The 26,583-nt window shown below is 37.5% G+C and carries 25 protein-coding genes and 1 pseudogene; 20 read left to right on the top strand and 6 right to left on the bottom strand.

Annotation, left to right across the window (positions count from 1 at the left end):
* Nucleotides 1–3 precede the first annotated feature (3 nt).
* The 12 genes from ACEWK1_RS19815 to ACEWK1_RS19760 all read left to right on the top strand — a co-directional run bounded on the left by ACEWK1_RS19815 (nucleotide 4) and on the right by ACEWK1_RS19760 (nucleotide 14,157).
* Complete coding sequence (locus tag ACEWK1_RS19815) at nucleotides 4–1,350, top strand: ABC transporter substrate-binding protein (protein ID WP_416636579.1); 1,347 nt, start codon at nucleotides 4–6, stop codon at nucleotides 1,348–1,350.
* A 299-nt stretch (nucleotides 1,351–1,649) separates the two neighbouring features.
* Complete coding sequence (locus ACEWK1_RS19810) at nucleotides 1,650–2,663, top strand: LacI family DNA-binding transcriptional regulator (RefSeq protein WP_098795781.1); 1,014 nt, start codon at nucleotides 1,650–1,652, stop codon at nucleotides 2,661–2,663.
* Nucleotides 2,664–2,947: 284 nt separating this feature from the next.
* Nucleotides 2,948–4,114, top strand: coding sequence for a substrate-binding domain-containing protein (locus ACEWK1_RS19805; protein WP_098795782.1), 1,167 nt, complete (start codon nucleotides 2,948–2,950; stop codon nucleotides 4,112–4,114).
* A 72-nt stretch (nucleotides 4,115–4,186) separates the two neighbouring features.
* Nucleotides 4,187–5,686, top strand: coding sequence for a sugar ABC transporter ATP-binding protein (locus ACEWK1_RS19800; RefSeq protein ID WP_416636578.1), 1,500 nt, complete (start codon nucleotides 4,187–4,189; stop codon nucleotides 5,684–5,686).
* Nucleotides 5,667–6,647: an ABC transporter permease gene (locus ACEWK1_RS19795; protein WP_416636577.1), complete on the top strand. Its 981-nt coding sequence runs from the start codon at nucleotides 5,667–5,669 to the stop codon at nucleotides 6,645–6,647. Before ACEWK1_RS19800 ends, ACEWK1_RS19795 begins: the two co-directional genes overlap by 20 nt.
* A gap of 50 nt (nucleotides 6,648–6,697) precedes the next feature.
* Nucleotides 6,698–7,876 carry a Gfo/Idh/MocA family protein gene (locus ACEWK1_RS19790; protein WP_098795785.1) on the top strand — a complete coding sequence of 393 codons (1,179 nt, stop codon included), beginning with the start codon at nucleotides 6,698–6,700 and terminating at the stop codon, nucleotides 7,874–7,876.
* Nucleotides 7,873–8,841: a sugar phosphate isomerase/epimerase family protein gene (locus tag ACEWK1_RS19785; RefSeq protein ID WP_098795786.1), complete on the top strand. Its 969-nt coding sequence runs from the start codon at nucleotides 7,873–7,875 to the stop codon at nucleotides 8,839–8,841. The genes ACEWK1_RS19790 and ACEWK1_RS19785 overlap by 4 nt, the downstream gene beginning before the upstream one ends.
* 37 nt (nucleotides 8,842–8,878) lie before the next feature.
* Entirely contained in the window at nucleotides 8,879–9,907 is a 1,029-nt protein-coding gene (locus ACEWK1_RS19780; RefSeq protein ID WP_416636576.1) for a zinc-dependent alcohol dehydrogenase family protein, read from the top strand.
* Between the two features lie 55 nt (nucleotides 9,908–9,962).
* Nucleotides 9,963–10,805, top strand: a complete 843-nt coding sequence (locus tag ACEWK1_RS19775; RefSeq protein WP_098795788.1) for a sugar phosphate isomerase/epimerase family protein — start codon at nucleotides 9,963–9,965, stop codon at nucleotides 10,803–10,805.
* A 108-nt stretch (nucleotides 10,806–10,913) separates the two neighbouring features.
* Entirely contained in the window at nucleotides 10,914–11,735 is an 822-nt protein-coding gene (locus ACEWK1_RS19770) for a sugar phosphate isomerase/epimerase family protein (RefSeq protein ID WP_098795789.1), read from the top strand.
* A 28-nt stretch (nucleotides 11,736–11,763) separates the two neighbouring features.
* Complete coding sequence (locus tag ACEWK1_RS19765) at nucleotides 11,764–12,942, top strand: substrate-binding domain-containing protein (protein ID WP_098795790.1); 1,179 nt, start codon at nucleotides 11,764–11,766, stop codon at nucleotides 12,940–12,942.
* A gap of 30 nt (nucleotides 12,943–12,972) precedes the next feature.
* Complete coding sequence (locus ACEWK1_RS19760; protein WP_098795791.1) at nucleotides 12,973–14,157, top strand: Gfo/Idh/MocA family protein; 1,185 nt, start codon at nucleotides 12,973–12,975, stop codon at nucleotides 14,155–14,157.
* A 228-nt stretch (nucleotides 14,158–14,385) separates the two neighbouring features.
* Here ACEWK1_RS19760 and ACEWK1_RS19755 read toward each other — a convergent pair whose 3' ends face one another.
* On the bottom strand, nucleotides 14,386–14,817 hold the full coding sequence (locus tag ACEWK1_RS19755; RefSeq protein WP_098795792.1) for an Rrf2 family transcriptional regulator: 432 nt from the start codon (nucleotides 14,815–14,817) through the stop codon (nucleotides 14,386–14,388).
* A 194-nt stretch (nucleotides 14,818–15,011) separates the two neighbouring features.
* On the opposite strand from ACEWK1_RS19755, the gene ACEWK1_RS19750 reads away from it, so the two are divergent.
* From ACEWK1_RS19750 to ACEWK1_RS19735, 4 genes and pseudogenes are all read left to right on the top strand, one after another.
* Nucleotides 15,012–15,884 carry an SDR family oxidoreductase gene (locus ACEWK1_RS19750; RefSeq protein WP_098795793.1) on the top strand — a complete coding sequence of 291 codons (873 nt, stop codon included), beginning with the start codon at nucleotides 15,012–15,014 and terminating at the stop codon, nucleotides 15,882–15,884.
* Nucleotides 15,885–16,418: 534 nt separating this feature from the next.
* Nucleotides 16,419–16,559, top strand: a complete 141-nt coding sequence (locus tag ACEWK1_RS19745) for a transposase (protein ID WP_098795794.1) — start codon at nucleotides 16,419–16,421, stop codon at nucleotides 16,557–16,559.
* Complete coding sequence (locus ACEWK1_RS19740) at nucleotides 16,535–16,915, top strand: helix-turn-helix domain-containing protein (protein ID WP_098795795.1); 381 nt, start codon at nucleotides 16,535–16,537, stop codon at nucleotides 16,913–16,915. Before ACEWK1_RS19745 ends, ACEWK1_RS19740 begins: the two co-directional genes overlap by 25 nt.
* 169 nt (nucleotides 16,916–17,084) lie before the next feature.
* Nucleotides 17,085–17,201: pseudogene (locus ACEWK1_RS19735) on the top strand (IS3 family transposase); the annotation flags it as partial.
* 69 nt (nucleotides 17,202–17,270) lie between these two features.
* Here the strand turns inward: ACEWK1_RS19735 and ACEWK1_RS19730 are convergent.
* Complete coding sequence (locus ACEWK1_RS19730) at nucleotides 17,271–18,134, bottom strand: LysR family transcriptional regulator (RefSeq protein ID WP_098795797.1); 864 nt, start codon at nucleotides 18,132–18,134, stop codon at nucleotides 17,271–17,273.
* A gap of 120 nt (nucleotides 18,135–18,254) precedes the next feature.
* Between ACEWK1_RS19730 and ACEWK1_RS19725 the strand changes: the two genes are divergently transcribed.
* The 4 genes from ACEWK1_RS19725 (at nucleotide 18,255) to ACEWK1_RS19710 (ending at nucleotide 20,860) form a co-directional block, all read left to right on the top strand.
* Nucleotides 18,255–19,223, top strand: a complete 969-nt coding sequence (locus ACEWK1_RS19725; RefSeq protein ID WP_212136229.1) for a cupin domain-containing protein — start codon at nucleotides 18,255–18,257, stop codon at nucleotides 19,221–19,223.
* A 213-nt stretch (nucleotides 19,224–19,436) separates the two neighbouring features.
* Nucleotides 19,437–19,679 carry a DUF1450 domain-containing protein gene (locus ACEWK1_RS19720; protein WP_176550993.1) on the top strand — a complete coding sequence of 81 codons (243 nt, stop codon included), beginning with the start codon at nucleotides 19,437–19,439 and terminating at the stop codon, nucleotides 19,677–19,679.
* 117 nt (nucleotides 19,680–19,796) lie between these two features.
* Entirely contained in the window at nucleotides 19,797–20,171 is a 375-nt protein-coding gene (locus tag ACEWK1_RS19715; RefSeq protein ID WP_212136230.1) for a CidA/LrgA family protein, read from the top strand.
* Nucleotides 20,168–20,860, top strand: coding sequence for an LrgB family protein (locus ACEWK1_RS19710; protein ID WP_098795800.1), 693 nt, complete (start codon nucleotides 20,168–20,170; stop codon nucleotides 20,858–20,860). The genes ACEWK1_RS19715 and ACEWK1_RS19710 overlap by 4 nt, the downstream gene beginning before the upstream one ends.
* Before the next feature lie 152 nt (nucleotides 20,861–21,012).
* Here ACEWK1_RS19710 and ACEWK1_RS19705 read toward each other — a convergent pair whose 3' ends face one another.
* The 4 genes from ACEWK1_RS19705 to ACEWK1_RS19690 form a co-directional block, all read right to left on the bottom strand.
* Complete coding sequence (locus ACEWK1_RS19705) at nucleotides 21,013–22,344, bottom strand: (Fe-S)-binding protein (RefSeq protein WP_098795801.1); 1,332 nt, start codon at nucleotides 22,342–22,344, stop codon at nucleotides 21,013–21,015.
* A complete protein-coding gene (gene glcD / locus ACEWK1_RS19700) occupies nucleotides 22,341–23,753 on the bottom strand; it encodes a glycolate oxidase subunit GlcD (protein WP_098795802.1) in 1,413 nt (470 codons plus the stop codon). Before glcD ends, ACEWK1_RS19705 begins: the two co-directional genes overlap by 4 nt.
* A gap of 111 nt (nucleotides 23,754–23,864) precedes the next feature.
* Complete coding sequence (locus ACEWK1_RS19695; protein WP_098795803.1) at nucleotides 23,865–24,998, bottom strand: CdaR family transcriptional regulator; 1,134 nt, start codon at nucleotides 24,996–24,998, stop codon at nucleotides 23,865–23,867.
* 92 nt (nucleotides 24,999–25,090) lie between these two features.
* Nucleotides 25,091–26,583: L-lactate permease (locus ACEWK1_RS19690; RefSeq protein WP_416636575.1), on the bottom strand; the 1,493-nt coding region annotated here is incomplete at its 5' end.

Here is a 26,583-nt window from a genome sequence, read left to right as displayed (position 1 = left end):
TCATTGACTAAGCACTATACTCTCTTGATTTTTATTATTGTGAGTTCTATTATTTTAACTGCTTGCAATCAACAATTAAGAAAGCAAGAAGAGGCTATAGAAGAAAATAAAGAAGTCGAAGTGAAAGAACAGATATCCTTAAATGGTGTTTTTCTTAATACGACATGGGGAGAGGTAACCCAAAAGTTAGCGGAAGAATATGAGAATGAAACAGGAGTATCTGTCAATATTGAGTTAGTTGGGCGTGACATGATTTTTCAAAAATTAGCTCTTTCGATTGCTGGTAATGCTAATTATGACCTTTTTAATGTTGATTACAACTGGGTGCCTGAACTAGTTTCTACAAATAGCTTACTACCCTTAGAAACCTATATAGAAAAAAACAAAGTAGATACGGAAGGTTTTTTGCCTAGAGCACTAGCTCTTACACAATGGAATGGAGAAAACGGTGGATATGGTGAGGGCGGTAATATATATGGATTGCCACAGACGATACACCCTCATATCCTTTGGTACCGATCCGATTTATTTGAGGATGAAAAACTGAAATCAGAGTTTAAAGCCATATACGGGTATGACTTATCTCCGCCCAAAAAAATGCAACAATTTCGTGATATCGCTAAATTTTTTAATGGGAAAATGGTGAACGGGAAAAAAATTTATGGCTGGGCTGGACAAGCTAGTGAAGGGTTCGGCAATGTGCATACATGGTTAACATTTGTCTACTCTAACGGCGGAGATGTTATTGATTGGAATAAGATGACATCATCATTATCAACTCCAGAAGTCATAGAGGCGACAAAGACGTGGATTGACCTACTCCAATTCTCTCCTCCAGGTATAAATGATTATACCTTTTCAGAAGTATCAGCTGATGCTGCAGAAGGAAATGTTGCAATGGCTATACACTGGTCTTGGGCCGCTGATAAGGTAGACGATCGGGCATATTCTAATACTGTTGGTCAATGGGAATTTGTCCAAACACCTGCAATGAAATCATCTGTCCCACACCTTGCTGGCTGGTCAATTGTTATTCCTAGAACGTCAAAGTATCCTGAAGAAGCGTTTAAATTTATGGTTTGGTTAGAAAGTAAACAAAATGATGTTAGACAAGCTCAGATGGGCGGGGGAGATCCAGTCCGACTCTCTTCCTATTTAGTCCCAACTCTTAAGCAGTTGAAAGTTGAGGGAACTGATGTTAACAAATTTCGCCGATACGAAGCAGTAAATGAAGCAATGAAGACAGCAAAAGCTCGTCCATTTTTCCCACAGGAAGAACAATGGGAAAGTGTTGTAACCGGTTATTTACACGATGCCCAGCTAGGGAAAATGTCATTGAAGAAGCATTAATGAAGGCTGATGAAGCTGTAAATAATTTGTTGAGATAATTTAAAATTTTCCTCGATCCTCAGATTTCTGAGGTTTTTTTGTTGTTGAAAACCTATAATTTCCAACAGAGAAAGCGTAATCACTCATCTCTACATCTACACTAAAAATGCATGGTGAAAAATTAAATTAACCATGTTTTTTCGATTTTCAATAACCGGTAAGATAAAACTAAGAAATAAACAAGCAATACATTTTATCTAAACGAAAATGATTGCGATTACAATTTTACATTAATAAGTTCATAGAAAAGAGAGTCTTAGATGGTTAGAATCGTAGATGTTGCAAAGAAGGCAAATGTTTCCACTGCTACAGTCTCTAGAGTCATAAGTAAGCCTGATACTGTAAGAGAGGAAACAATTAACAAAGTATTAAGAGCCATTAAAGAATTAAACTATCATCCAAATGTTTTAGCACGTCAGCTAAGGACTTCAGAAACTAAAACAGTGATTGTTGTGATTCCGGATATATCTAATCCTTTCTTTTCGAAGGTTCTACGAGGAATAGAAAATCTTGCATCAGCTAATGGATATCAAGTTTTACTTGGTGATGCTGGGAATGATAGTGAACAGGAAAGTCGGTATTTAGATATGCTCCGTCAAAAAAAAGCAGACGGAATGATCTTATTAACAGCAAAGATGAAAGCAGAGCTTGTCGAAGAAATGGCAAATGAATTTCCTGTAGTACTTGCCTGTGAATATATTGAAGGCTCTTCTATTCCAACCATTTCAATCGACAATGTTAGCAGTGCTAGAAAAGCAACAGAATATTTAATTCAGTTAGGACACCGAAGAATAGGAACTATTTCTGGGCCACTTGATAGTGTATTAGGACAGGATCGATTAAAGGGTTTTTACCAGGCGATGGCAAGGTATAGCTTATCAATAGATCCAGTACTAGTACAAGAAGGCCAATTTAATTATGAAAGCGGATTTAATTTAATGAAGAAGTTTTTAGCGCTCAATAGAATCCCAACCGGAGTATTTGCAGCGAATGATGAAATGGCTTTGGGTGCCATTAGAGCCATAAGAACAATGAACCTTAGAGTACCTGAAGACATCTCGGTTATTGGATTCGATGATATTCATTTTTCTTCTATTTTCGAGCCTGCTTTGACCACAATCTCACAACCAGCTTTTGAAATAGGGTCTAAAGCGATGGAACTATTAATTATGCTAATGGATAAAAAGAGAATCGAGAAAAATCAATATATTTTAGATGACAGTCTTGTCATAAGAGAATCGTGCTCAAAAATCAATAAATCATTACAAGATTAATGTAATCGGTTACAACTATCAGTTCACTCATAACTTTTAAACCTAGTAAACAGGGGTGAAAAGTTTATTTTAATAAAGAAAATGTAATGGATTACAAAATAAAGAAATTAGATTTTCATTCATTTTCTCTAAAAGTTAAGAAAGCGATAATTTATAGCTTTGTATTGCAGTTGATTTGTAAACGATTACAAATTCCTGCCAATTGAACTTTAAAGGAGGTGGTTGTAAACGTTAGTTAAACCATACAAAAGATTAAACTACATGAAAAACATGGGGGTTATGAAATGAAAAAGAATCTATTAATTTCCGTATTAATGCTACTCGTTTTTAGCGTAATAATCGGATGTGGAAATAAGGAAGAAGCACAGACAACAGAAGGAAGCACAGAAAAAAATGAAAATTACCTCTCTGAATCAGGGCCACTAACAATAAACCCTGAGATTCCAGATATAGAAGTTCTAGATAAAGGACCAAATGGAGAACAAGCAGTTTCTGCAAAGTCTTTACAGTTAACTGAAGAAGAGCTTCAAAAAATTAAGGATGGAAATTATAAAGCAGCCATTGTTATGCACTATTCAGGTACAGATTATATGAATGCGGCAGTTGGAGCGATGCAAGATACATTTGAAAAAATGGGAATTGAAGTTGTAGCTGTTACAGATGCACAATTTAAGGCTGAGAAACAGGTAAACGACATTGAAACGGTTTTAGCAAAAAAACCAGATATTATGATTTCGGTTCCGGTTGACGCAGTATCAACTGCACCAGCTTATAAAAAAGCAGTAGAACAAGGCGTTAAGCTAGTATTCATGGATGGAGCAGCAGAAGGTCTTGAAGCAGGTAAGGATTATATCAGTATTGTTTCCGGTGACAACTATGGAAACGGTGCTCTAGCAGCGGACATTATGGCAGAAAAAATTGGTGGCAAAGGGAAAGTAGGTATCGTTTATCACGATGTTAACTTCTTCGTAACCAAAAACCGCTCAGATGCTTTTGAAGCAACAATCAAAGAGAAATATCCTGACATTGAAATCGTAGCACAAGGTGGAATTACAGACCCGAATAAAGGAGAAGAAGTTGCTTCAGCAATGCTGACAAGAAACCCAGACATTGATGGTATTTTCGCTCCTTGGGATGTACCCGCAGAAGGTGTAATGGCAGCAGCTCGTACAGCCGGAAGAGATGACTTAGTTGTGACAACAGTTGATTTAGGTACAAATGTAGCGATTTCAATCGCATCTGATGGAATCGTTCAAGGACTAGGTGCTCAATTACCTTATGATCAAGGTGTAGCACAGGGCATTCTTTCAGGATATGCGATATTAGGTAAAGAAGCTCCTCCTTATGTTGCTTCTCCTGCCATTGAAGTAACAAAAGAAAATGTTCTTGATTCTTGGAAATTAATTTATGGGGTTGAAGCTCCTTCAACTGTTAAAGATGCATTGAAATAAGAGACTAGTAACAAGTGTATAGAGGCTATCAATTTCTTAAAGCCTCTATAACCAAAGGAAGGTGAACAAACAATGGATCAACCTATTCTTGAAATGAAGAATATAAATAAAGCGTTTAATGGTATTACGGTTCTAGACCAGGTTAACTTTTCAGTGAAAAAAGGAGAAGTACATGCCTTAATGGGTGGAAATGGTGCAGGAAAATCTACATTAATGAAAATTCTTACAGGCGTTTATACTGCAGACAGTGGAGACATTTTAATTGAAGGAAAACCTGTAAGCATTAAAAGCTTTGATGACGCAAAGGCAAATAAGATCTCAATGATCTTCCAAGAGTTTAGCTCAGTACCAACCCTTACAGTTGCCCAAAATATCTTTTTAACGAGAGAAGATAAGACATCACTTGGGCTTTTAAATGATAAAGAATGTGAAAAGAAAACAGAGGTTCTATTAAAGGAACTTGGGGTTGATATCAGCCCATCTGATGTTGTTCAAAATCTAGGAGTTGGCTATTGGCAAATGACTGAGATTGCAAAAGCACTATCTCAGGAAGCGAAAATATTGATAATGGATGAGCCAACCTCTTCGTTAACTCAAACGGAAACGGAAGTATTATTCAAGTTTATCAATCAATTAAAAGCAAAGGGTTATGCGATTATTTATATATCTCACAGAATGGATGAGATTTTCGAAATTTGTGATCGCATCACGATCTTGCGTGATGGTCAATATATTACAACCGAGGATTGTAGTGAAACTGATCTTGATACAGTTATTCAGCATATTGTAGGACAAGAATTTGACCAAGCCTTTGAATATCAAGAGAGGGAATACTCGAAAGAAGCACCGCCGATTTTTGAGGTAAAAAATGTAAGCGCTGGAGATAAGGTTCAAAATATTAATCTTAAAATACAACCTGGAGAAATAGTAGGAATTGCTGGATTGATGGGGAGTGGCCGAACGGAATTAGTTCGTTGCTTATTTGGAATTGACTCAATAGAAAGTGGTGAAATTTACGTTGATGGTCAAAAACGTTCAATTAATTCGGCTAAGGATGCAATAGACTCAGGGATTGCATTAATTCCCGAGGATCGACGTGTGCAAGGATTGGTTCTAGAACATAGTGTGAAAGACAATATGATTCTACCAATCTTATCTAAAGTGAATAAAGGATTGTTTATTGATAACAAAAAAGCAAATGAAATAAGCAATCAACTTGTCAAAAAGTTAAATGTTAAAACTGATGATATCTTTAAAAAATCAGGCCTATTGTCAGGTGGAAATCAGCAAAAAATTGTTCTTGCAAAATGGTTAGCAAATAACCCAACCGTTTTATTGCTTGATGAACCAACAATTGGTGTAGACATTGGAGCAAAAACAGAAATTATCGACATTATTAGAGAATTAGCTATTAGCGGCAAGGCCATACTTGTCATTTCATCAGAAATCCCTGAACTTCTTGCTATGAGTGATCGTGTTCTTGTGATGCATCAAGGCAAGATAAAAAAGGAACTACAACGAACTGAGATTAAATCAGAGGAGGATCTACAATATGCAATCCAAGGTTTCTAAAGTGGAAAAACCAGCATTACCTATGTTTAAGAAATTTGAATGGCGTAACTATATCGTCTATTTTGCCTTCGTAGGAGTGTTAATCTACTTTTCTATCAATTTATATGATGAAGGGTTTTTATCTTCAAGCAATCTATTAAACATTGTGAGACAAACAGCAACCATTTCTTTAATGGCACTTGCAATGACATTTGTTATCAGTACAGGTGAAATTGATCTTTCTGTTGGTTCGATAGCCGCTTTATCTTCATTAGTTGGAGCATTAGCACTACAGGCAGGCTACGGTATCATTGGCGGATTAATCGGTGGTGTTGGTACAGGTATTGTTGTTGGCCTAATTAACGGTTTACTCGTTACAAAAGTAGCAATTCCATCCTTCCTAGTAACACTAGGGACAATGGGAGCGATAAAAGGTGTTGCGATGTGGGTAACAGATACAGCTCCAGTTCCAATTGTTAACTCAAATTTCAACTTTATCTTTGGTTCTGGTGATATTGGGCCAATTCCGGTATTACTTTTATGGACGGTTGTCTTTACAATCATTGCTCATGTTTTACTACGTAAGACGTCTTTTGGAAGACAAGTATTAGCAACTGGTGGTAATGAAAGCGCTGCACGTTTCTCAGGTGTAAAGACGATGAAAATTAAGTTGCTCGTTTTCTTAGGAACAGGTGCAATGGCTGATTTAGCGGGATTACTTTATGCAGGCCGTATGAACGCAGGAAGATTTTCATTCGGTGAAGGAGATGAGCTTTCTGTTATTGCTGCTGTCATTTTAGGTGGAACAAGTCTTTTTGGTGGAGTCGGGACAATTATTGGAACACTCGTAGGATCTTTAATGATTGGGACAATTAATAATGGACTTATCATTATGGGGCTGGATGTTAGTCAGCAAATGATTATAAAAGGAATCATCATCATTTTAGCTGTAGCTTTCGGTAAAAAAGCAATTAAGAGATAAATAGAGAAAAGGAATCATCAAGAAGAAATGACAGAGCAGGAGGATGAAACATGGATAAAATAAAGGTCGGGATTATTGGTACAGGTTTTATTGGGCCAACTCATATCGAAGCAATTAGAAGACTTGGATTTGTAGAAGTGGTTGCTTTAGCAGAAACAAGCCAGGAGCAAGCGGAAACAAAAGCTGCTGAACTTGGTATTCCACTTGCTTATGGAGATTACCGCGAAATGCTTAAAAATGATGAGATCGAGGTTGTGCATAACTGTACGCCAAATCATGTTCACTTTGCGATAAATAAGGACATCATTTTAGCCGGTAAACATGTGATATCTGAAAAGCCGTTAGCAATGAACAGTGAAGAGTCAGCAGAATTGTTGACTCTAGCTAAAACAAAAGATGTTGTTCATGGTGTGAATTTCAATTATAGACAGCATGCAAGTGTCCAAAATTTACATGCGATGATTTCAAGAGGAGATCTAGGAAAAGTCAACTTGGTGCATGGGAGCTATCTACAAGATTGGTTGTTATATGAAACGGATTTTAACTGGAGATTAGCCCCAGAGGTAGGGGGGAAATCCCGTGCTATTGCAGATATTGGCTCACATTGGTGTGATACGGTTCAATATGTAACAGGGAAAAAAATCGTAGAAGTTTTCGCTGATCTTGCCACGGTTATCCCTGTAAGAAAGAAAGCAATATCTGGCAGTAATACGTTCAGCGCGGTCAATCATGAGGAGCAGGAGTATGAGGATGTTGCCATCAATACAGAGGATTATGCATCAGTACTGGTTCGTTTTGAGGATGGCTCAAGAGGTGTTTTCACCGTTTCACAAGTAAGTGCAGGAAGAAAAAATAGACTGAGTTTTGAAATAGATGCTAGTAAGAGTTCAGTATTTTGGAATCAAGAGGAACCGGAGAAATTGTGGATTGGCCACCGCGATAAACCAAACGAAATTCTATTAGCAGATCCGAGCTTATTCTCGGCAGAAGCAAAATCGGCCATTCATCATCCGGGTGGACATAATGAAGGCTGGCCAGATGCATTAAAAAATATGATGCTAAATTTCTATACGTTTGTTAGAGAAGAAAAAAGTCTTAAAACAGATAAACCTAACTTTGCCACGTTTGAAGATGGTCACTTATCAATGTGTATTACTGATGCTATCTTAGAAAGTCACCAACAGCAGAAATGGGTGAAGGTCAAGCAAGAAAAGGAGGTCTATTCATGAAACTAGGTGTTTTTACACCACTTTATCAAAACCTCCCATTTGAAACGATGCTAGATAAAGTGAAGGAAATGGGATTAGAAACGGTTGAACTTGGGACAGGAAATTATCCTGGTAACCATCACTGTGATCCAGATGAATTACTTCAATCACCTGAAAAAGCAAAGGCGTTCATGAGAGCGATTGAAAGCAGAGGATTATCCATTAGTGGGCTTAGTTTCCATGGGAATCCTTTGCACCCTAATAAAAAGTTAGCAGATGATTCTCATGAGGTGTGGAGAAAAACAGTTCTTCTAGCTGAAAAATTAGAAATACCTGTTGTAAATGGATTCTCCGGATGTCCTGGAGATCATAATGAAGCAAAAAATCCAAACTGGGTAACATGCTCGTGGCCGCCAGAATTTACAGAAGTTTTAAATTGGCAGTGGAATGAAGTAGTGATTCCTTACTGGAAGGAAGAAGCGAAGTTTGCCAGATCACGTGGTATTCAAGTTGCGTTTGAAATGCATCCTGGATTTGTCGTTTATAACCCTGAAACATTGCTAAAGTTACGAGAACATGCAGGAGATAACATCGGAGCAAATTTTGATCCAAGTCATTTAGTTTGGCAAGGAATCGATCCAATTGCAGCGATTAAAAAGCTTGGACGTGAAAATGCGATCTTCCATTTCCATGCAAAGGACACCTATTTGGATAAAGAAAACATAAAAGTAAACGGTGTTTTAGATACGAAGCACTACAGTGAGATTTTAGACCGATCATGGACATTTCGATCAGTTGGATATGGACATGAAGAGAAATTATGGAAAGACATGATTAGTTCATTGCGAGCAGTTGGTTATGATTATGTGATCTCAATTGAACATGAAGATATGCTGGCTTCGACTGATGAAGGACTAAAAAAAGCAATCTCTCTATTAAAAGGAGCCATGTTTAAAGAAGAGCTAACTGAAATGTGGTGGGCTTAATAAAAGCAAACAATTCAACAATGGAGGCGAAACAACAATGTCAATGAAGGCTGTTTTTTTCCCAGGAGATAAAAAAGTAGAAATTCGTGAGGTAGACATTCCAACTCCTGGTCAGGGAGAAGTGTTAATTCAGTTAAAAGCATCCGCTATATGCCGTAGTGATATGAGCTTATACCATGGTACGTCTGTATTTGAAGGGACAAAAACAGGTTGTACGGTTCCAGGTCACGAGCCGGCAGGTGTGATTACAGGTGTAGGTCCAGGAGTGACAAAATTCCAAGATGGAGATCGCGTAGCTGTTTATTTAGCACTAGGCTGTGGTGAATGTGCACATTGTAAGAGTGGCTACAAAATGTTCTGTAAGGAATTTAAATGTATTGGCTTTGACTCTCATGGTGGTGACGCAGATTATATGGTAGTTCCAGCTGAAAATTGCATGAGATTACCTGATAGTATGAGTTTTGTTACAGCTGCTGTATCGACGGATGCAGTTGGTACTCTCTACCATGCTCAAAGAAGAATGAACATATCTGGAAAAGATACGCTCGTTATTTTTGGAATGGGTCCTATGGGTGGGGCTGGCGTTATGATTGCAAAAGGCTTAGGCGCAACTGTTATTGCCGTTGATATGCTTGATGAACGCCTAGAATTAGCAAAAGATCTAGCTGCTGATTACACAATTAATGGAAAAGAATTTAACGTACAAGAAAAGATTAATCGCATTACAAATGGAGCAGGTGCTGATGCAGCAATCGATTGCTCTGGAAGTCCTTATGCTGAAAATGATGCGCTAGATTGTGTGAAAGCTCATGGAAGAGTTGCGTTCATCGGTGAAAGCAAAGAAACAACCATTAAACCAAGTCAGCAATTAATTCGTAAACAAATTACTGTTATGGGCTCCTGGTATTTCCCGATTCAAGAATTTGATGAAATTACAGAATTTATTGTGAGAAAAAATCTACCTGTTGAAAAACTAGTTACACATACGTTCAAACTTGAAGAAGCAGCAGATGCATTCCGTATGTTCGATGAAAGAAAAACAGAAAAAGCTGTGTTTGTTTGGTGATAACAGAGAAGATAGTTACTTACTACGATTCTCAAAAAATAGGAGTTGATGTTGTATGTTAAAGGGCATTTCTTTCAATACATGGGTTTATAGCAGTTTTCCAGCTTGGGTACCTTCTTATCCTCTAGAGGAAGTAATTAACCGTTTATCATCATTTGGATACGATGCAATTGAAATTGGCTGCGCAAGTCCTCATGCTTGGCCAGATTATTTATCACCAGAGAGAAGACAAGAAATATTTAATCTATTAAAAGAAAAGAACTTAAAAGTTTCAGCTATGCTACCAGCTCCAGGTGGTGGTCCTGGTATGAATCCAAGCTCACCAATTAAAGAGGAAAGAGAATTTACGATTCAGCATTATAAAGATGTTGTTAGATTAGCACATGATTGGGAATGTCCAACTGTTATGTGGATTGCTGGATGGGTACCATTTGGAACATCACAGCAGGATGCTTGGAATTATAGCTTAGAAGGTTTAAGAGAAGTTGCAAATTATGCAAAAGATTTTGGCATCACGTTAGTTGTTGAACCTACTCCTGCTGATAGTAATTTAATAGAAACTGCTGATGATGCACTTCTTTTAGCCGAGGAATCAGAAATGGATAATGTGAAAGTAATGTTTGATACATTCCATGCACTTTATCGAAATGAAGTACCTAGTGATTATGTTTATCGCATGAAGGAAAAATTACACCATGTTCATATTTCGGATAATGATCGCCTTCCTCCAGGAGAAGGAAGATGTGACTTCGATGCGGTGTTAAAAGCTTTAAAGGACATTAATTATGATGGATATCTTTCAATGGAAGTTGGTTTCCATTCTAGACAATCAGAACCAGATTGGTACGCAAAAACATCAATTGAATTCTTAAAACAAAAGATATCTGAAATCTACTAAGAACTAAGGTGTGGATTCTATAATGGTTAGAATCCACCGTAAGTCTACAGTTTCATTTCTTGGCCGGGAGTATTGTTCAATATCATCATTTGAATTAGGAGGAACATAATGAAGTTAGGTTATCAAACGAACACTTGGGGAGGCGTAGTTGGCCATCCTGCAGGTGTAACGTCAGTAAAAGATGCATACTATCTTGCAAATGGCTCAACGGAGGAAGCGTTGGAAGATATTGCTGCAGCAGGCTATCAGGGCTTTGAGCTTTTTGATGGAAATCTAATGCAATATAAAGGAAAAGAAGAAGAGTTTAAGAGACTCGTTGAAAAAAATTCGTTAGACTTTATCGGAGTTTATACTGGTGGGAACTTTATCTTTCCGGACATTTTAGAAGATGAATTAGTGAAAATTGAAGAAGTTGCTGCTCTAGCATCTACTCTAGGAGCAGAGCACCTAGTTGTTGGTGGAGGAGCCGTTCGAGCTAAAGGTATTTTAGAGAGCGATTACAAAGATTTAGGTGAAGCATTAGATAAAGTCAGTCATATTGCGGAAAAATATGGTCTCATTGCTAGCTACCATCCACACTTAGGTACTTGTGTTCAGTCACCGGAACAATTAGAAAAATTAATGCCTCTAACCATGATTAACTTATGCCCAGACACAGCTCATATTGAAGCGGGTGGAGGAGATCCAGTGGAGGTCATGAGAAAATACATCGATCGTATTAAATATGTTCATCTTAAAGATTATCAAAACGGAGAGTTTTTACCATTAGGGGATGGAGATCAAGTCTTTGATGCAATGCTTAAAGTATTAGACGAAGCTCAATATGATGGGTGGATAACAGTTGAACTTGATAGCTACCAAGATCCAAAGGTTGGTGCAGAAATTAGTCGTAAATATCTTTCAAAATATGAATCTTTGACATCAAATTAAAGATTGTCCAAAACAAGGGGGACTCGATATGAAAAAGTTACTTTCTATTTTATCTATGGTTTTGTTAGCAACAATGCTAGGTCTTGTAGGATGCAGTCAAGGAAGTTCTACTACCTCTGAAACAAGTGATCAAGATCAAGGTTCAGAAGAACAAGACACAACAGAAGCATATGGTCCTATCGTCATTAACCAGGAAATTCCTGATCAAGAAATCTTAAGTAAAGGGCCTGATGGAGAGTCGGCTGTCTCCGCAAAAACACTTGAGCTAACAGAAGAGGAAGTTCAAAAGATTAAAGATGGTAACTATAAGGCAGCTATTGTCATGCACTATGCTGGAAATGACTGGGCTACAGCACAAATTGAAGGGTTGAAAGCAACATTTTCCAAAATGGGAATTGAGATAGTAGCAGTAACAGACGCGCAATTTAAAGCAGAAAAACAAGTATCAGATATTGAAACAGTATTAGCTAAAGATCCAGATATCATCGTTGGGATCCCTGTTGACCCTGTGTCTACAGCATCGGCATTTAAGAAAGCGGCTGATGCGGGTGTCAAAGTAGTCTTTATGGATAATAAGCCAAATAATTTAGAAGCTGGTAAAGATTATGTCAGTGTTGTATCTGCTGATAACTATGGCAATGGAGTTCAAGCAGCTGAAATCATGGCAGAAGAATTAGGTGGAAAAGGAAATATCGGTGTTGTTTATCATGATGCAGATTATTTTGTTACAAAGCAACGTGTTGAAGCATTTGAGAAAACAATAACAGAAAAATATCCTGACATAAAGATCGTAGAGCGTGGAGGAATTGTGGCACCTAACGATGGAGAGAAGGTTGCTTCAGGTATGTTAACAAAAAATCCAGATCTTGATGGAATGTTCGTCGTTTGGGATGTTCCTGCTGAAGGGGCATTAGCAGCAGCACGTACCGCTGGAAGGAATGACCTAGTAATCACAACAATTGACTTAGGAACAACAGTTGCCATTGATATTGCATCAGATGGAATGATTAAAGGCTTAGGCGCACAACTTCCATATGATCAAGGAATCTCAGAAGCGATCTTAGCTGGATATGGTTTGCTTGGAAAAGAAGCACCTGCATATGTAGCAGTTCCCGCATTAAAAGTAACACCGGATAATGTATTAGATTCCTGGAAACTTGTATATTCAAAAGAAGCTCCAAATACGATTCAAGAAGCTGCAAAATAATAGAAGACTAAATAATTGGAGGGAATAAATATGAAAAAATTAAACGTAGGAATGATTGGCGGAGGATTTATGGGAAAGGCACATGCTCTTGCTTACGCGGGAATGCCAATGTTTTTTTGGCCGGCACCTGCTGTCCCGCATCGTCACACGCTTGTTGACGTGACAGATGAAATTGCAAAAGAAGCAGCAGCGAAATTAGGTTTTGATAACTACTCATCTAACTGGAGAGAGGTAGTTGAAAATCCAGAGATCGACATTATTGATATAGTGACACCAAATAATTCACATGCTGAAATTGCCATTGCTGCAGCAAAAGCTGGTAAACATGTAATCTGTGAAAAACCTTTAGCTAGAGATGCTGACGAAACAAAAACAATGTTAGATGCAGTAGAAGCAGCAGGTGTAAAGCATATGGTCGCTTTTAACTACAGAAGAACACCAGCTGTTGCACTTGCGAAAAAATATATTGAAGAAGGTAGAATTGGAAACATTTTAAACTTCCGTGGAACATATCTTCAAGATTGGTCTGCAGATCCTAACTCACCATTATCATGGCGCTTCCAAAAGGAAATTGCCGGATCAGGTGCACTAGGTGACATTGGTACACATGTTATTGATTTTGCCCGCTACTTAGTTGGGGAAATCACAGATGTCAATGCCGTATCAAAAACGTGGATCCCAGAAAGACCAGTTCAATCAGGCGGCGCAGACAAATTAGGTACAGTAAAAAGTGCAGGAGATGTTCCTAAAGGTAAAGTAGACGTAGATGATGAAATCACAACATTAGTCAAATTTGAAAATGGTGCAGTTGGAAGCATTGAAGCAACTCGTAATGCATGGGGACGCAATAACTTCCTAACATTTGAAATCCACGGTGATAAGGGTTCTATCTATTTTAACTATGAGCGTCGTGATGAGCTCCAAGTATGCTTCTCAGACGATCCAGGAGATGCAAAAGGGTTCAGAACAGTTTACACTGGACCAGCTCATCCATACGGTGAAGGCTTATGGCCAATTCCTGCATTAGGGATTGGTTACGGTGAAACAAAGATTATTGAAGCGTATGACTTTATTAAATCAATTGTGGATGATACAACAGTTTCTCCTAACTTTGACGATGGATATCGAATTGCTGTTATTAGTGATGCGATTCTTGAATCAGCTGAAAAAGGTCAGTGGGTGAATCTTGAAAAATCACCTGTAAAAACAAATTAAGTTTTTACATCGAAGACCGCCAGGGATTAATTTCTGGCGGTTTTTTTAATGCTATTTCTGGGCTTTATATTGTACTAAAATAAGGATTAGTTGAGGTTTATTATATGCAAAAGAGTGATATCATGGATGCCAAACTAGGTGGGTGCGGGGAATATTTCAAGTATTCTTACTCAATATAGGTCAAACTCTCTGCTAAAAAAGACATCCCATTTTTGGAATGCCTTTTTACTAGTTATTCTCATTCGTAGCAATATCCTTCACAACATCCTCTAGTGTTACGCTCCTCAACATATTCTCCATAGCTAACTGAGCTGATGTGAACAATGGTTCGATTGTATTCTGAATGTTCCTACCTACAGGACATTTTGGATTTGGGTTTTCATGGATGCTAAATAGCTCTTTTTCCTGTACTACATTCACTGCTTTATAAACGTCAAACAGTGTAATATCATATAATTCTTTTGAGAGTTTAGCCCCTGCAATACCTGGTTTTACCTCGATTAAACCAGCGTTTTTTAACATTCCCATGAGTTTTCTGATCACTGCTGAGTTTGTGTTCACACTGGATGCTAAAAATTCAGAAGACGTTATCCCTTCTTTATTTAATTCAATTAAAGCTAATATATGAATGCCGACAGCGAATCTGCTGCTGATGGACATGTTCAGTCACCACCCTTGCGAACAAATCTGTTTACTAATTTTAAGTGTAATTAATTTGATTACAAGTTTATTATACCAAATTACGAAGAAAATAATATATGGAACCTTACCTGTTGACAAAATGATTACATGTAACTAAAATAAATACATGTAATCAAATTTGTTACAAGTGAGACCGAACTGGAGGAATATAAATGAAAATATTAGTTACAGGAGCTACTGGAAAATTAGGATCTAAGGTTGTGGAGACATTATTAACATCCATACCTGCGAGTGAGCTGGCGGTGAGTGTTCGAGATCCTGAGAAAGCAGAAGGACTTCGAGCTCGTGGAGTAGAGGTTCGAAAAGGTGATTTTGACCATCCAGAAACATTAGATGATGCTTTTAAAGGGATTGATCGTTTATTAATTATTTCTGCAGATGGTGATAATGATACAAGAATTCGTCAACATACAAATGCAGTGAAAGCAGCTGAACGTGCAGGGATAAAATTTATTGCATACACGAGTATCGCAAATGCAACAGAAAGCAAAAATTTAATGGCTCCACCTCATGTTGCGACAGAAGCAGCCATCATGAAGTCAGGTATTCCGTATTCTTTCTTGCGTAATAATTGGTATTTGGAAAACGAAATTGGTAGCATTCAAGGTGTTATGGCAGGAGCTCCATGGATAACTTCTGCTGGAGCTGGTAAAGTTGGTTGGGCACTACAACAAGATTATGCAGATGCAGCGGCAGCAGTTCTTTTAGGTGAAGGGAACGAAAATACAGTTTATGAACTTTCTGGCCCTCTTTTAACTCAAGAAGAATTAGTAAAAGCTATTGGTGCTGTATTAGGCAAAGAAATACCGGTACAACAAGTTGGTGACGAAGAATATGCCGAAATGATGAAAGGCTTAGGTTTACCTGAATTTGTCATTCCGATTGTAGTAGGAATTCAAGAAAGCATTCGAAATGGTTCACTTGAAATTGAAAGCAATGATTTTGAAAAAGTTCTTGGTCGCCCAATTACGCCAATCAAAGAGGCACTTACACAAATTGTAAATGAAAACGCTCAATCAAAATAAAATAGATAATTCCAAAAATTAATCATGTAGATAAACCGACCTTCGAACGAGAAAAGGTCGGTTTTTTAATTAAGGAGGTATAAAAAGTTGATACGGAGTTTTGTTGAATAACAACTACAACAAATTAGGGCTTACCTGGAAATATAAAAAATTTAACCGGTAAAACTAGTCAAACCTAATAATAAGACCGTTTTATTCTAATAACTATATTAATATTGCGCTATTTGATAATGTTAAGTAGTTGACCACATACTCCTAATTGCACAGAATTTATTACTTTAATTTTTATTAACTTATTTTCTATAAAAAGTCGAAAACGTTGATTTTTCATTAGTTTAATCCATATTTATCGCTACCCAATTTTAAAAGAGGAGGGGCCAAACTAAACGGATATAAATGAAACGTCTAAAATCATTTTTATGCAAGGGTTTGAGGCGTTTTTTTGCCGACCATCCTATAGAGGGACATAGGGACAGTTACCTGAAGTGCACCCCAATTGTTTGATACACTTAACAATTGGAGGTGCTTTTTTTCATGAAGAAATATCCCTTAGAAATAATACTAGCAGCTGTTACTACCTACCTTGAAGGTGTAGAATCTATAAGGAAAATAGCTAAAAAGTACAACGTTAGTAAATCCATGTTGCATAGGTGGGTAGTGAAATTCATGGCGTAGCTGGCTTACAAGAATCCTATACAAATTATTCTGTTAAGTTTAAAATGAACGTACTTAACTACATGAACGAGATGGGAGCGTCCATCGAAGAAGCTACCGCAGTATTTAATGTTTCTTCCTCTTCTGCCGTGTACCGGTGGAAGGTTTTATTTGAAACACAGGGAATTGACGCTCTTCAACAAAAGGAAAAGGAGCGTTCAACATCTATGTGGAAAAAATCTAATAATAAACCAGTAGAGGGATCAGAAGAAGCACTACGTGCTGAAATAGAAAAGCTTAAGATGGAAAATGCATATTTAAAAAAGTTACAAGCCTTAATAAAGAAAAACTTACAGATAAAGACAAAGCGCAAGTGATCTATGAATTAAGGCATGAATATAAAATTATTGAATTAATAAAAATCGCTGATATTCCACGTAGCACATATTATTATTATTGGATAAAACAAATAGATGTCCAGATAAATATAGTGAAGTAAAGAAAGAAATTCAAAAGATTTATGAAGAAAATTAAGGGCGATATGGCTATCGTCGTATTACGTTGGCATTACGTAATCAGAAAATCATCCTAAATCATAAAACAGTCCGTCGCTTAATGAATTTGGGATTAAAGTGTTTAGTTCGGATGAAAAAATACCGTTAGTATCGGGGAGCAATAGGTAAAATTGCACCTAATATTTTAAATTGTACAAAACTAGGAATATACAATATTTCACCCCATTTCCTTCGCCATCTTAATAAAGGTTTTCACTAAAGGTGATTGATCGTTTCGTCGCCAAGAAACACCCATGGAAGCAACAGGTAATTGATCTTTGAGATCCATGTATACAACATCTTGAGTATGCAAGTTTATTGCCGATTTTGGAACCACTGCGATTCCTAAACCAGCTGCAACTAAACCAATGACGGTTTGGAACTCGAGGGCTTCTTGGTGAATGACAGGGTTACATAATTTCAGAATGTCGTTATAGAGTCCGTCCCATGTTTTCCGAGATAGCATGACAAATGGGTAGTGATTAAGATCTGAAAGGGAAATGGTTTTCTTCTCCAATAATGGGTGTTGTTTAGGAACCGCCAACACGCAAGGGGAAGTGGATACAATTTCAGTACGTATTATATCGTAATTAACAGGAGGACGTACAAAACCTACATCAATTTCCTCCTGTCGTAATGCCTCAATTTGGACGGGTGTGGCCATTTCATGAAGCTGTACTTGGACATCTGGATACAAACTTCGAAATTCTCGTAGAACATAAGGAAGGATGTCATAGGTTGCAGATCCAACAAAGCCTATTCTGAGTTTTCCGGTTTCTCCGCGATGTGTACGTTGGGCAATCTCCACAGCATGATCAATATGGTCGATTATTTTGCGAACTTCTTCTGAAAATATTTTCCCAGCATCAGTTAACTCTACATGTCGGTTATTTCGATAAAAAAGGTCAATCCCTAGCTCTTTTTCTAAATTTTGGATTTGTAAGCTTAAGGGCGGTTGTGTGATACGAAGACGTTCAGCCGCGCGGCTAAAATTTAATTCTTCAGCTACAGTAAGAAAATAATGCAGTTGGCGGAGCTCCATTGATTATCACCTGCTTTACAGTTATATGTTTTTTATATCATTGTAATATAAATTATATATTTTACAAATATATTCTACCGGGATAAAATTAAAGCATAAAGGTGATGAGGAGGATTACATATGACTACAAATAAACAACCTGGACAATTTTCTGTTGGAACGATCAATGAAAACTGGACTGGTGATGCTCGTTTTTATGAATATACGACAGCTGCTGATCCGGTTGGAAGCAGTATCATTAGTCCGATCCCAGCTAAGGAGTTTGGACCTCAAATATATAACTCAGGTGAAACACGTATCATTCAATTGGATCTATCTAGTGATTTACGAACAAAATACCCAGCAACAAGTCCATCACTTCTAGCAAACTTTATTCGAATTAATGCTGGAGATTCCATCAATACACAACCGAATGCAACTAGTGAATTATATTATATTATTTCTGGTGCAGGCACAACAGAGGTAAATGGAGAATCAATTGACTGGAAGGAAGGAGATTTCGTAACTCTTCCATCTGGTTCAGTAAGTACTCACACAGCGATGCAAGATACAACGATTTACTATATTTTAGATACTCCACTTCTTGATTATTTAGGGGTAAAAGCTACAGATGCACGTTTTAAGCCAACGGTATTTACCGCTGAACAAGCGAAGGAAAAATTGAATGAAGTTGCGAATGCACCAGATGCTCATTTGAAAAATCGTATTTCTATCCTATTAAACAACCAAAAATTTGATCAAACATTAACGATTACACATGTATTATGGGCAATGTTTGGTATTGTGCCTGTCGGATCCAATCAAGCTCCTCATAGCCATAAGTCGGTAGCTCTTGATTTTGTTGCTTATGCTGCACCGGGAACTTATACATTAGTTGGAGATAAGATTGATCCTGTTACAAAACAAATTATTGACCCTATTCGTATCGAGTGGGAAACAGGAAAGGCGTTTGTTACTCCGCCGGGATTATGGCACTCTCATCACAATGAATCCGGGGAGCCTGCCTACATTATCCCAATCCAAGATGCAGGTCTGCAAACATATCTTCGTACGTTGGATATCCAATTTACTCACTATGATCAAGGATAAAGACACCAAAAACACCCTTTAGGGTGTTTTTTTAGAGAGGTAAGAAAGTATATAATTTTCAACTTAGTTTTGGTGTCTAGCTCCAGGCGCCATCGACTCTAGGTCTAGTCAAATAGGAATTGAAGGTAAATTTGAGCACCTTTTATTCCTATTCGGCTTATGCTTGTCGACGATTAGGGGCGCCTTGCGCTTTTCTAAAGAGGAGGAATGAAAATGAAAGTAGCTAAGTTTTGTGAACGCAATATTGAAGTAACTGATGCTGGTAAAGTAAAAGATATTCTTCGGCGTGATTATCAAGACGAAGTAGATGTCGTCGTCGTCGATTGCTTTAGGCGTTGTTTGGAATGCAGGGTGAAACCGTTTTGTCGGATCCAATTAACAACAATTGAAGCAAATGATGGGGATATCTTGGTAACTAAAATAATACAAAGTGTACGTAGAGAAACTTTTAGCTAGGCATAATAGGCTGGAAACATTCCGTTTCTTTAAACGGCTTTTTCAACCCATTATGCCTTTAAAGAAAATGTTGTTATAGAGTCAAAATTATTACATTTATATTGGGAGGAGAACGGGTTGATACGGAATATTGGAGGCATTATTTTTCAACTTGTTATATTGTGGGGAATTAATCAACTCGGCTATTTCATAGTAAGTTGGACTAAGCTTCCATTACCAGGAAATGTGATGGGGATGCTTATTCTAATTATCTTGTTAGGGACTGGTATTTTCCCGTTATCACTTATAGAAAAAGCAGCAACTTTTCTAATCAAACATTTAGCTTTCTTTTTTATCCCAATAGCAGTTGGATTAATCCAATTTGGTGATTTATTTTTAGAGTACGGTATTTTGTTGGGGATTGCCATTACGATAAGTGCATTGGTTGGAATATATGTAACAGGTTTTGTTACTCAATTTTTATCTAAAAGGAAGGGGGAGAAAAGTTTATGATGATGATTGTAACCCCAATTTTTATTACTATTACTATAGGGGTCTACCTACTTTCAAGAATAATTGCAAGAAAATATCCACTACCTTTTACAACACCTGTTTTCTTTAGTGCATCGACGATTATTTTGCTTCTGCTTACTACAGGAATCCCATATGAACAATATGAACCGGCAAAGAAGGTTATTACATACCTTTTAGGACCCGCAACAGTCGCTTTAGCTGTTCCATTATATAAAAATCGAAAATTGATCATACGATATAGCCTTGCAGCTGGTGCTGGGCTTGTACTTGGAACTGTCGCGACGATTTTATCAATTGTGTGGATTGCCAAACAATTTCAGTTGACGGATACGATCATTGCATCTCTTAGTGTAAAGTCAGCAACTGTTCCAATTGCCATTGAAGTAGCGAATATGATATATGGAGATTTATCCTTGACTGCAGCCTTTGTTGTTGCGACTGGAATCATCGGTGGAATGATTGGGCCATGGTTTTTAGATGCAACGAAAATTACAGATCCATTATCACGTGGATTGTCTATGGGAGCGATTGCTCATGGACAAGGAACAGCAGAAATTGCCAGGGAAGGACAGTTACAAGGCGCTGTTGCAGGTATGGCAATGGTATTAGCGGCGATTTTCACATCTATTTTTGCTCCAGTGTTATTTTCATTTTTGTTAAGTCTCTAAATAATTTTGATGGGGAACACTCACTTAAGACAGGAAATCAAGATGTTTCATTTTATCTATAGATGTTTAACAGAATTCTTTATTTAGTTCTGGCGCAAATGATCTATCAATTCTATGTTTTCATTACACCAGAACTAAATATGACATCTTTCTTATCTGACAGAAGACTGCTCGGCTTCAAGCAGCAGGTCCGCAATATGGACGGCACGCACTTTACCTGTAAGGCCTTCTCGTTCAATACCGAGTTTCATTTGCAGTAAACATCCGGGATTTGCGGTGACGATTGTCGCTGCTTCTGTTTGTTTAGTTGCTTTCATTTTAGAGTCAAGAATCTTCATCGACATTTCAGATTCAACAATATTATAGATTCCAGCTGAACCACAGCACTGATCAGCGTTCTGCATTTCACGATATTCAATATTATTTATAGATTTTAATAGGGTACGAGGTTGTGATGATGTTTTCATCACATTCCTTAAATGGCATGAATCTTGATAAGTAATCACCTGTGAAGGTAGACTTAAATTCCGCTTATGGAACTCTAAGTCAACTAAAATACTTGAAATATCTTTTAGCTTACTTGAAAATTGTTTAGCCCGTTCTGCCCACTCTGTTTCGTCTTTTAGAAGGTGACCATAATCTATTAAAAATGCGCCGCAGCCGCCGGCATTCGTAATAATGTAATCAACATTCAACTCTTCAAAGGCAGTAATATTACGTTTTGCAAGCTCCTTTGCTGTGTTTTTTTCCCCGCTATGTCCGTGCAAGGCTCCGCAGCATGCCTGTTCTGTAGGTATGACAATTTCACAACCTACTAACTGTAAAAGCTTCATTGTAGAATCATTTGTTCTCATAAACATTGTATCCATTAAGCAGCCAGAGAAAAAGGCAACACGCTTTTTTACAGATGCTTGAGCTGGAAGGTAAGAAGGACGATTCTTCATCTCTTTTATAGTTGGAATTTCCGGTAGAACCTTTTCCATTGATGACAAGCTATCGGGTAATACCTTCATCATTCCGCTAGTCCGGACAACACGCTGTAAGCCAGAGCGCTGATAGAAGCCGATTAGTCCTGTTAATGTACGCATACGGTTTGGAAAAGGAAAAAGTCCTTCAAATACTGCTTTGCGAATCGTTCTGACCGGTAAAGAGTGTTTTTTGTTTTGATTAATAATATCGCGCGCTTCTTCAAGTAAATGGCCGTAGTTTACTCCTGATGGACAAACCGGTTCACAAGCTCTACAGCCTAAACACATGTTAAGTGAACGTTCTACATCTTCATCAGGTTCGATGATCCCATCTACAACTGCTTTCATTACAGCAATACGTCCCCTCGGTGAATGTGACTCTTGATAACCCGATTCAATATAAGTAGGGCAAGTAGGTAAACAAAAGCCGCAACGCATGCAATTTAGAAGGTCGTCTTCATTCATTCTCTCTTTGAATTGTTGTTGAATGTTTTCGCGTTCTTTTACTGTTGTCATCTTGTAACCACCACTCGTTTTCTTGTGTCTTTTGCAAATACTTTACCAGGATTCATAATATTATTAGGATCAAAGGAATCTTTAATTGCCCTCATTGCTGCAATGCCAGTCTCACCAAGCTTTAATTCTAAGTATGGTGCTTTCATCACCCCGACACCGTGTTCACCTGTAATCGTTCCTCCGAGCTCAATAGCTTTTTGGAAAATTTCCTCAAATGCTTTTTCAACACGTTCAATTTCTTCATGATTACGAACATCTGTTAAACATGTAGGATGGAGGTTTCCGTCACCAGCATGACCAAAGGTACAGATGTTGACGTTGTACTTTTCAGCAATTTCATTTGTAGCTTTTACCATTTTTGCAATTTCAGAGCGTGGAACCGTTGCATCCTCTAAAATGGTTGTTGGCTTCAGCCTTGCTAAAGCAGAAAGTGCAGATCGACGTGCTGTTCTAAGACCGTCAGCTTCTGCTTCAGATTCAGCTATTTTTACAGATACAGCATTTTCGTGTTCACATATAGTCGCCATTCTTTCCATATCACGTTTCACAACTTCGATTGGACCATCTTGTTCCATTAAGAGGACAGCTTTTACATCTGTCGGTAGGCCAATTTGAGCGTGCGCCTCGACTACCTCCAGTGTTGGCTGATCTAGGAATTCAAGTGTTGTTGGTATGATTTTACTTGCAATAATCTTTGAGACTGTTTTTGCTGCAGCTTCAAGATCTTGATAAAGTGCAAGCATCGTCATCTTAGCTTCAGGCATTGGGATTAGTTTAAGTGTTGCTTCCGTAATAATCCCAAGAGTACCTTCTGACCCTACAAATAGACGGGTTAAGTCATAACCAGCAACATCTTTTGCAAGCTTACCTCCAGTTTTGATGATCTCTCCGTTTGCTAATACAATTTCTAACGCCATCACATAGTCGCGTGTTACACCATATTTAAGACCACGAAGCCCTCCAGAATTTTCATTAATGTTGCCGCCAATCGTTGATATTTTCATAGAGCTAGGATCAGGCGGGTAAAATAAGCCTTTTTCTTCAACTGCATGAATCATATCTAACGTTATGACCCCGGGTTGTACTGTTACAGTAAGGTTTTCCTCATCTATTTCTACAATTGAATTCATATGTTTAAAAAGGATGACAATTCCACCCTCTGTTGGACAAGTACCTGCACAAAGATTTGTTCCCGATCCTCTTGGGACAATAGGAATGCTATTTTCGTTGCATATTCTAACAATCTCAGAAACTTCATGAGTATTCCGAGGGGCAATTACCGCGTCAGGCATTGACTGAAATTGTGGAGTAGCATCATAGGAATAAACGAGTCTGCCTACTTTTGAGTCATCATAGTTTTCGGAACCTACTATTTTACATAGTTTTAACTTTATTTCATTTGTTATCAAAAAAACCAATCCTTCCGGTAGTAAAGTGAAGAAATTACGACTTTTTCTCAAATAGCTTAATTAAATCATAAAAGAAAAAAGTATAATTAAATATAGTTAATCCTCTTAAATTTAAACGTTTTCAAAACTTATTTTTGGATGATTATCCAAAAATATAGTAGCAAGGTATAATGTTGTCATATCATGGAAATCTCTCGGGTTTAGATTTGTTATTTGTTCAATTCTTTTTAATCTGTAGTGAAGGGTGTTGATATGAATATGAAGCTCATCCGCCGTATTTTTAAACGATTGATTCTTGACGATGAAAGTTTTGAGCGTATCTAATAACTCACTGTCTTCTACGATCGTTCCAATTGTACGGTTAACAAATTCAATACGCGTTTGCTCTTTAATATCTTGTATGCACATTTCTAATCGCAGATCATCATCAAAAACAATGCCAGTTGTTCGCTTAGCAACAGCTAAGGCTCTTTCAGCCTGCTCAAATGATTGATAAACATAACTTGCTGAGACAACATGACCAATTCCGATTGAAATAGATTGGTTATATTTTTCTTTGAAAAATGTTTTTAGTTGTTGAGTGTAATAAAGGATTTTTTCTTTTTTTTCTTTTCCTGTTACTCCATGTAATAAAATAAATCGTTCATTGCCCCATCGTACAAAGACATCCTTGCTGTCCGTCATAAATGTCTGCATGACATCCTGCCAGACATTTCGCTGGATTAAGTTTTCATTATCATGCAAATAATGACCCATAATTACTTGTCTATCGATACTTAAATCCACCCCAAGTAATTCTGCTTGATCTTTAAAAGCTTTTGACCATTCTTTTTGTTGAATCCAATCAAAAACAAAAGCTTCAAGTGTGCGTGACTGCCATTCTATTTGTTCTGAATAGTAACTTTCTTTAATGAGTAACTCTGTCATTTTTCTTAGAACTTCACCATACTGTGAAACTTTTTTCGGATTTCCTGTAATTCCTATTACACCGACAATTTGTTGCTGAAAGAAAACAGGTAAATTGATACCAGCCTTAACGCCCTTTAAAATACTTTGATCTTTTTCTGTTATAATCACTTTATTTCGTTCACGATAAGAGGCAAGGGCCCCCTCATGAAATGAACCGATTCTGCTTTCATCAGTACTAGCAATAATAATGCCATTTATATCAACAACTATTAAATCTTCATCTAGTAACCTTCTTACTTCTGAAATTATGTTTTTGGCTAATGAAGGTCGTAACATTGTTCACTCTCCATATCTATTAAATATTGCTTTTTAATAATAAAAAACGATATATAGGTGTGTCCTATATATCGTTTTTATTTATTTTTTTTCTACGCCGTGAATGACTTCGGACTTTTTGCATCTTTTGTACGTTTTCCTTTATTTGAGATCATTAGAAGAATAAAACCAATTACGACTGCTCCGTAGATAAAGAACCAGAAGCTGAAGCCTCCTGCAATCACCGCCATACCCAGTGTTCCAGCCGCCAATACATAGTATGTCATTGGAATCAGTGCTTTTCGAATTAGTGCCCCTTCTTGACCGACTAAACCAACTGTTGCAGATGCAGCTACTACATTGTGAACGCAAATCATATTTCCTGCTGCACCGCCAATTGCTTGAAGGGCAACCACATAGCTTGCCCCATCAGCGGATAGGCCAATGCTCTCAGCAGTTCCAAACTGAAATAATGAGAACATCATATTACTAAAGGTATTACTTCCTGCTATGAAAGCTCCAAGTGCCCCTATTGTTGGAGCGAATACAGGCCATAATGAACCGGTTAAATTCGATACACCTTCCGCTAAAACAAGTGGCATACTTGCTAATTCCTCTGTTTGTGTATTAATAAAGATTTTAATCATTGGTACAGCAAAGATTAAGGCCGCTCCAGCAGTTACAACTGTTTTAAACGAATCTGACCATGCTTTCATATAATCTTTTGCTTTCATACCGTGTAAGAAATATGTAATGATAGATACGACGATAAAAATAGCACCCGGTAAATATAGCGGAGTAGATTTAATTGCAATTCCTGAACCAAATACATCTTCAATTAAAATCGTTACATTAGTATGTGTAATTAAAGCTTTTACTTCTTCGATAACCCTTGTCATAACTAATAAAACGGCAACTAACAAATATGGAACCCAAGCCATTACTAACGAAATCTTTTTATTACCTTCTATGACTTTTGGTTGTTCATGGTTTAATTTACCAATCCAATCCTTTTCCCATTGACTACGATCTTCAAAATCAAAAATCTCTTCCTTCTTTGGCATAAATAAACCAGCTTTTGCCGATGGAATGACGATTAATAATCCAATTAATGCCCCTATTAGAGAGGGAAACTCTGGACCAAGGAATAGGGCAATAAAATAATATGGAGCCGTAAAAGCGATTCCAGCAAATAAAGCAAACTTCCATACCTTTAAGCCTTCCGTAAACGAACGGGTTTTACTGAAGAAACGAGTTAACATTCCAACCATAATAAGTGGAATTAAAAATCCTACAATGGCATGAAAAAGTCCTACATTAGCGACAATTTGTAATAAATATTCACTATATTCCATTGAACCAATTGATGCTAATACTGTGGGTTGATCAATTAGACCACCGTTAACACCGACAAGAAGCGGTGTTCCAATTGCTCCAAAAGACACCGGTGTACTTTGGATGATTAAAGCAACTAAAACAGCTGCCATAGCTGGAAACCCAATGGCTACTAGTAGAGGGGCTGCAATAGCTGCAGGTGTACCAAAACCTGCTGCACCTTCGATGAATGCCCCGAACAACCAAGCGATAATGATTGCTTGAATTCTTC

Source organism: Metabacillus sp. YM-086 (assembly GCF_048059995.1).
GTDB lineage: Bacteria > Bacillota > Bacilli > Bacillales > Bacillaceae > Metabacillus > Metabacillus litoralis_B.
Note: the sequence above shows the minus strand (reverse complement) of the source record. Positions and strands in the feature narration are given on the sequence as shown.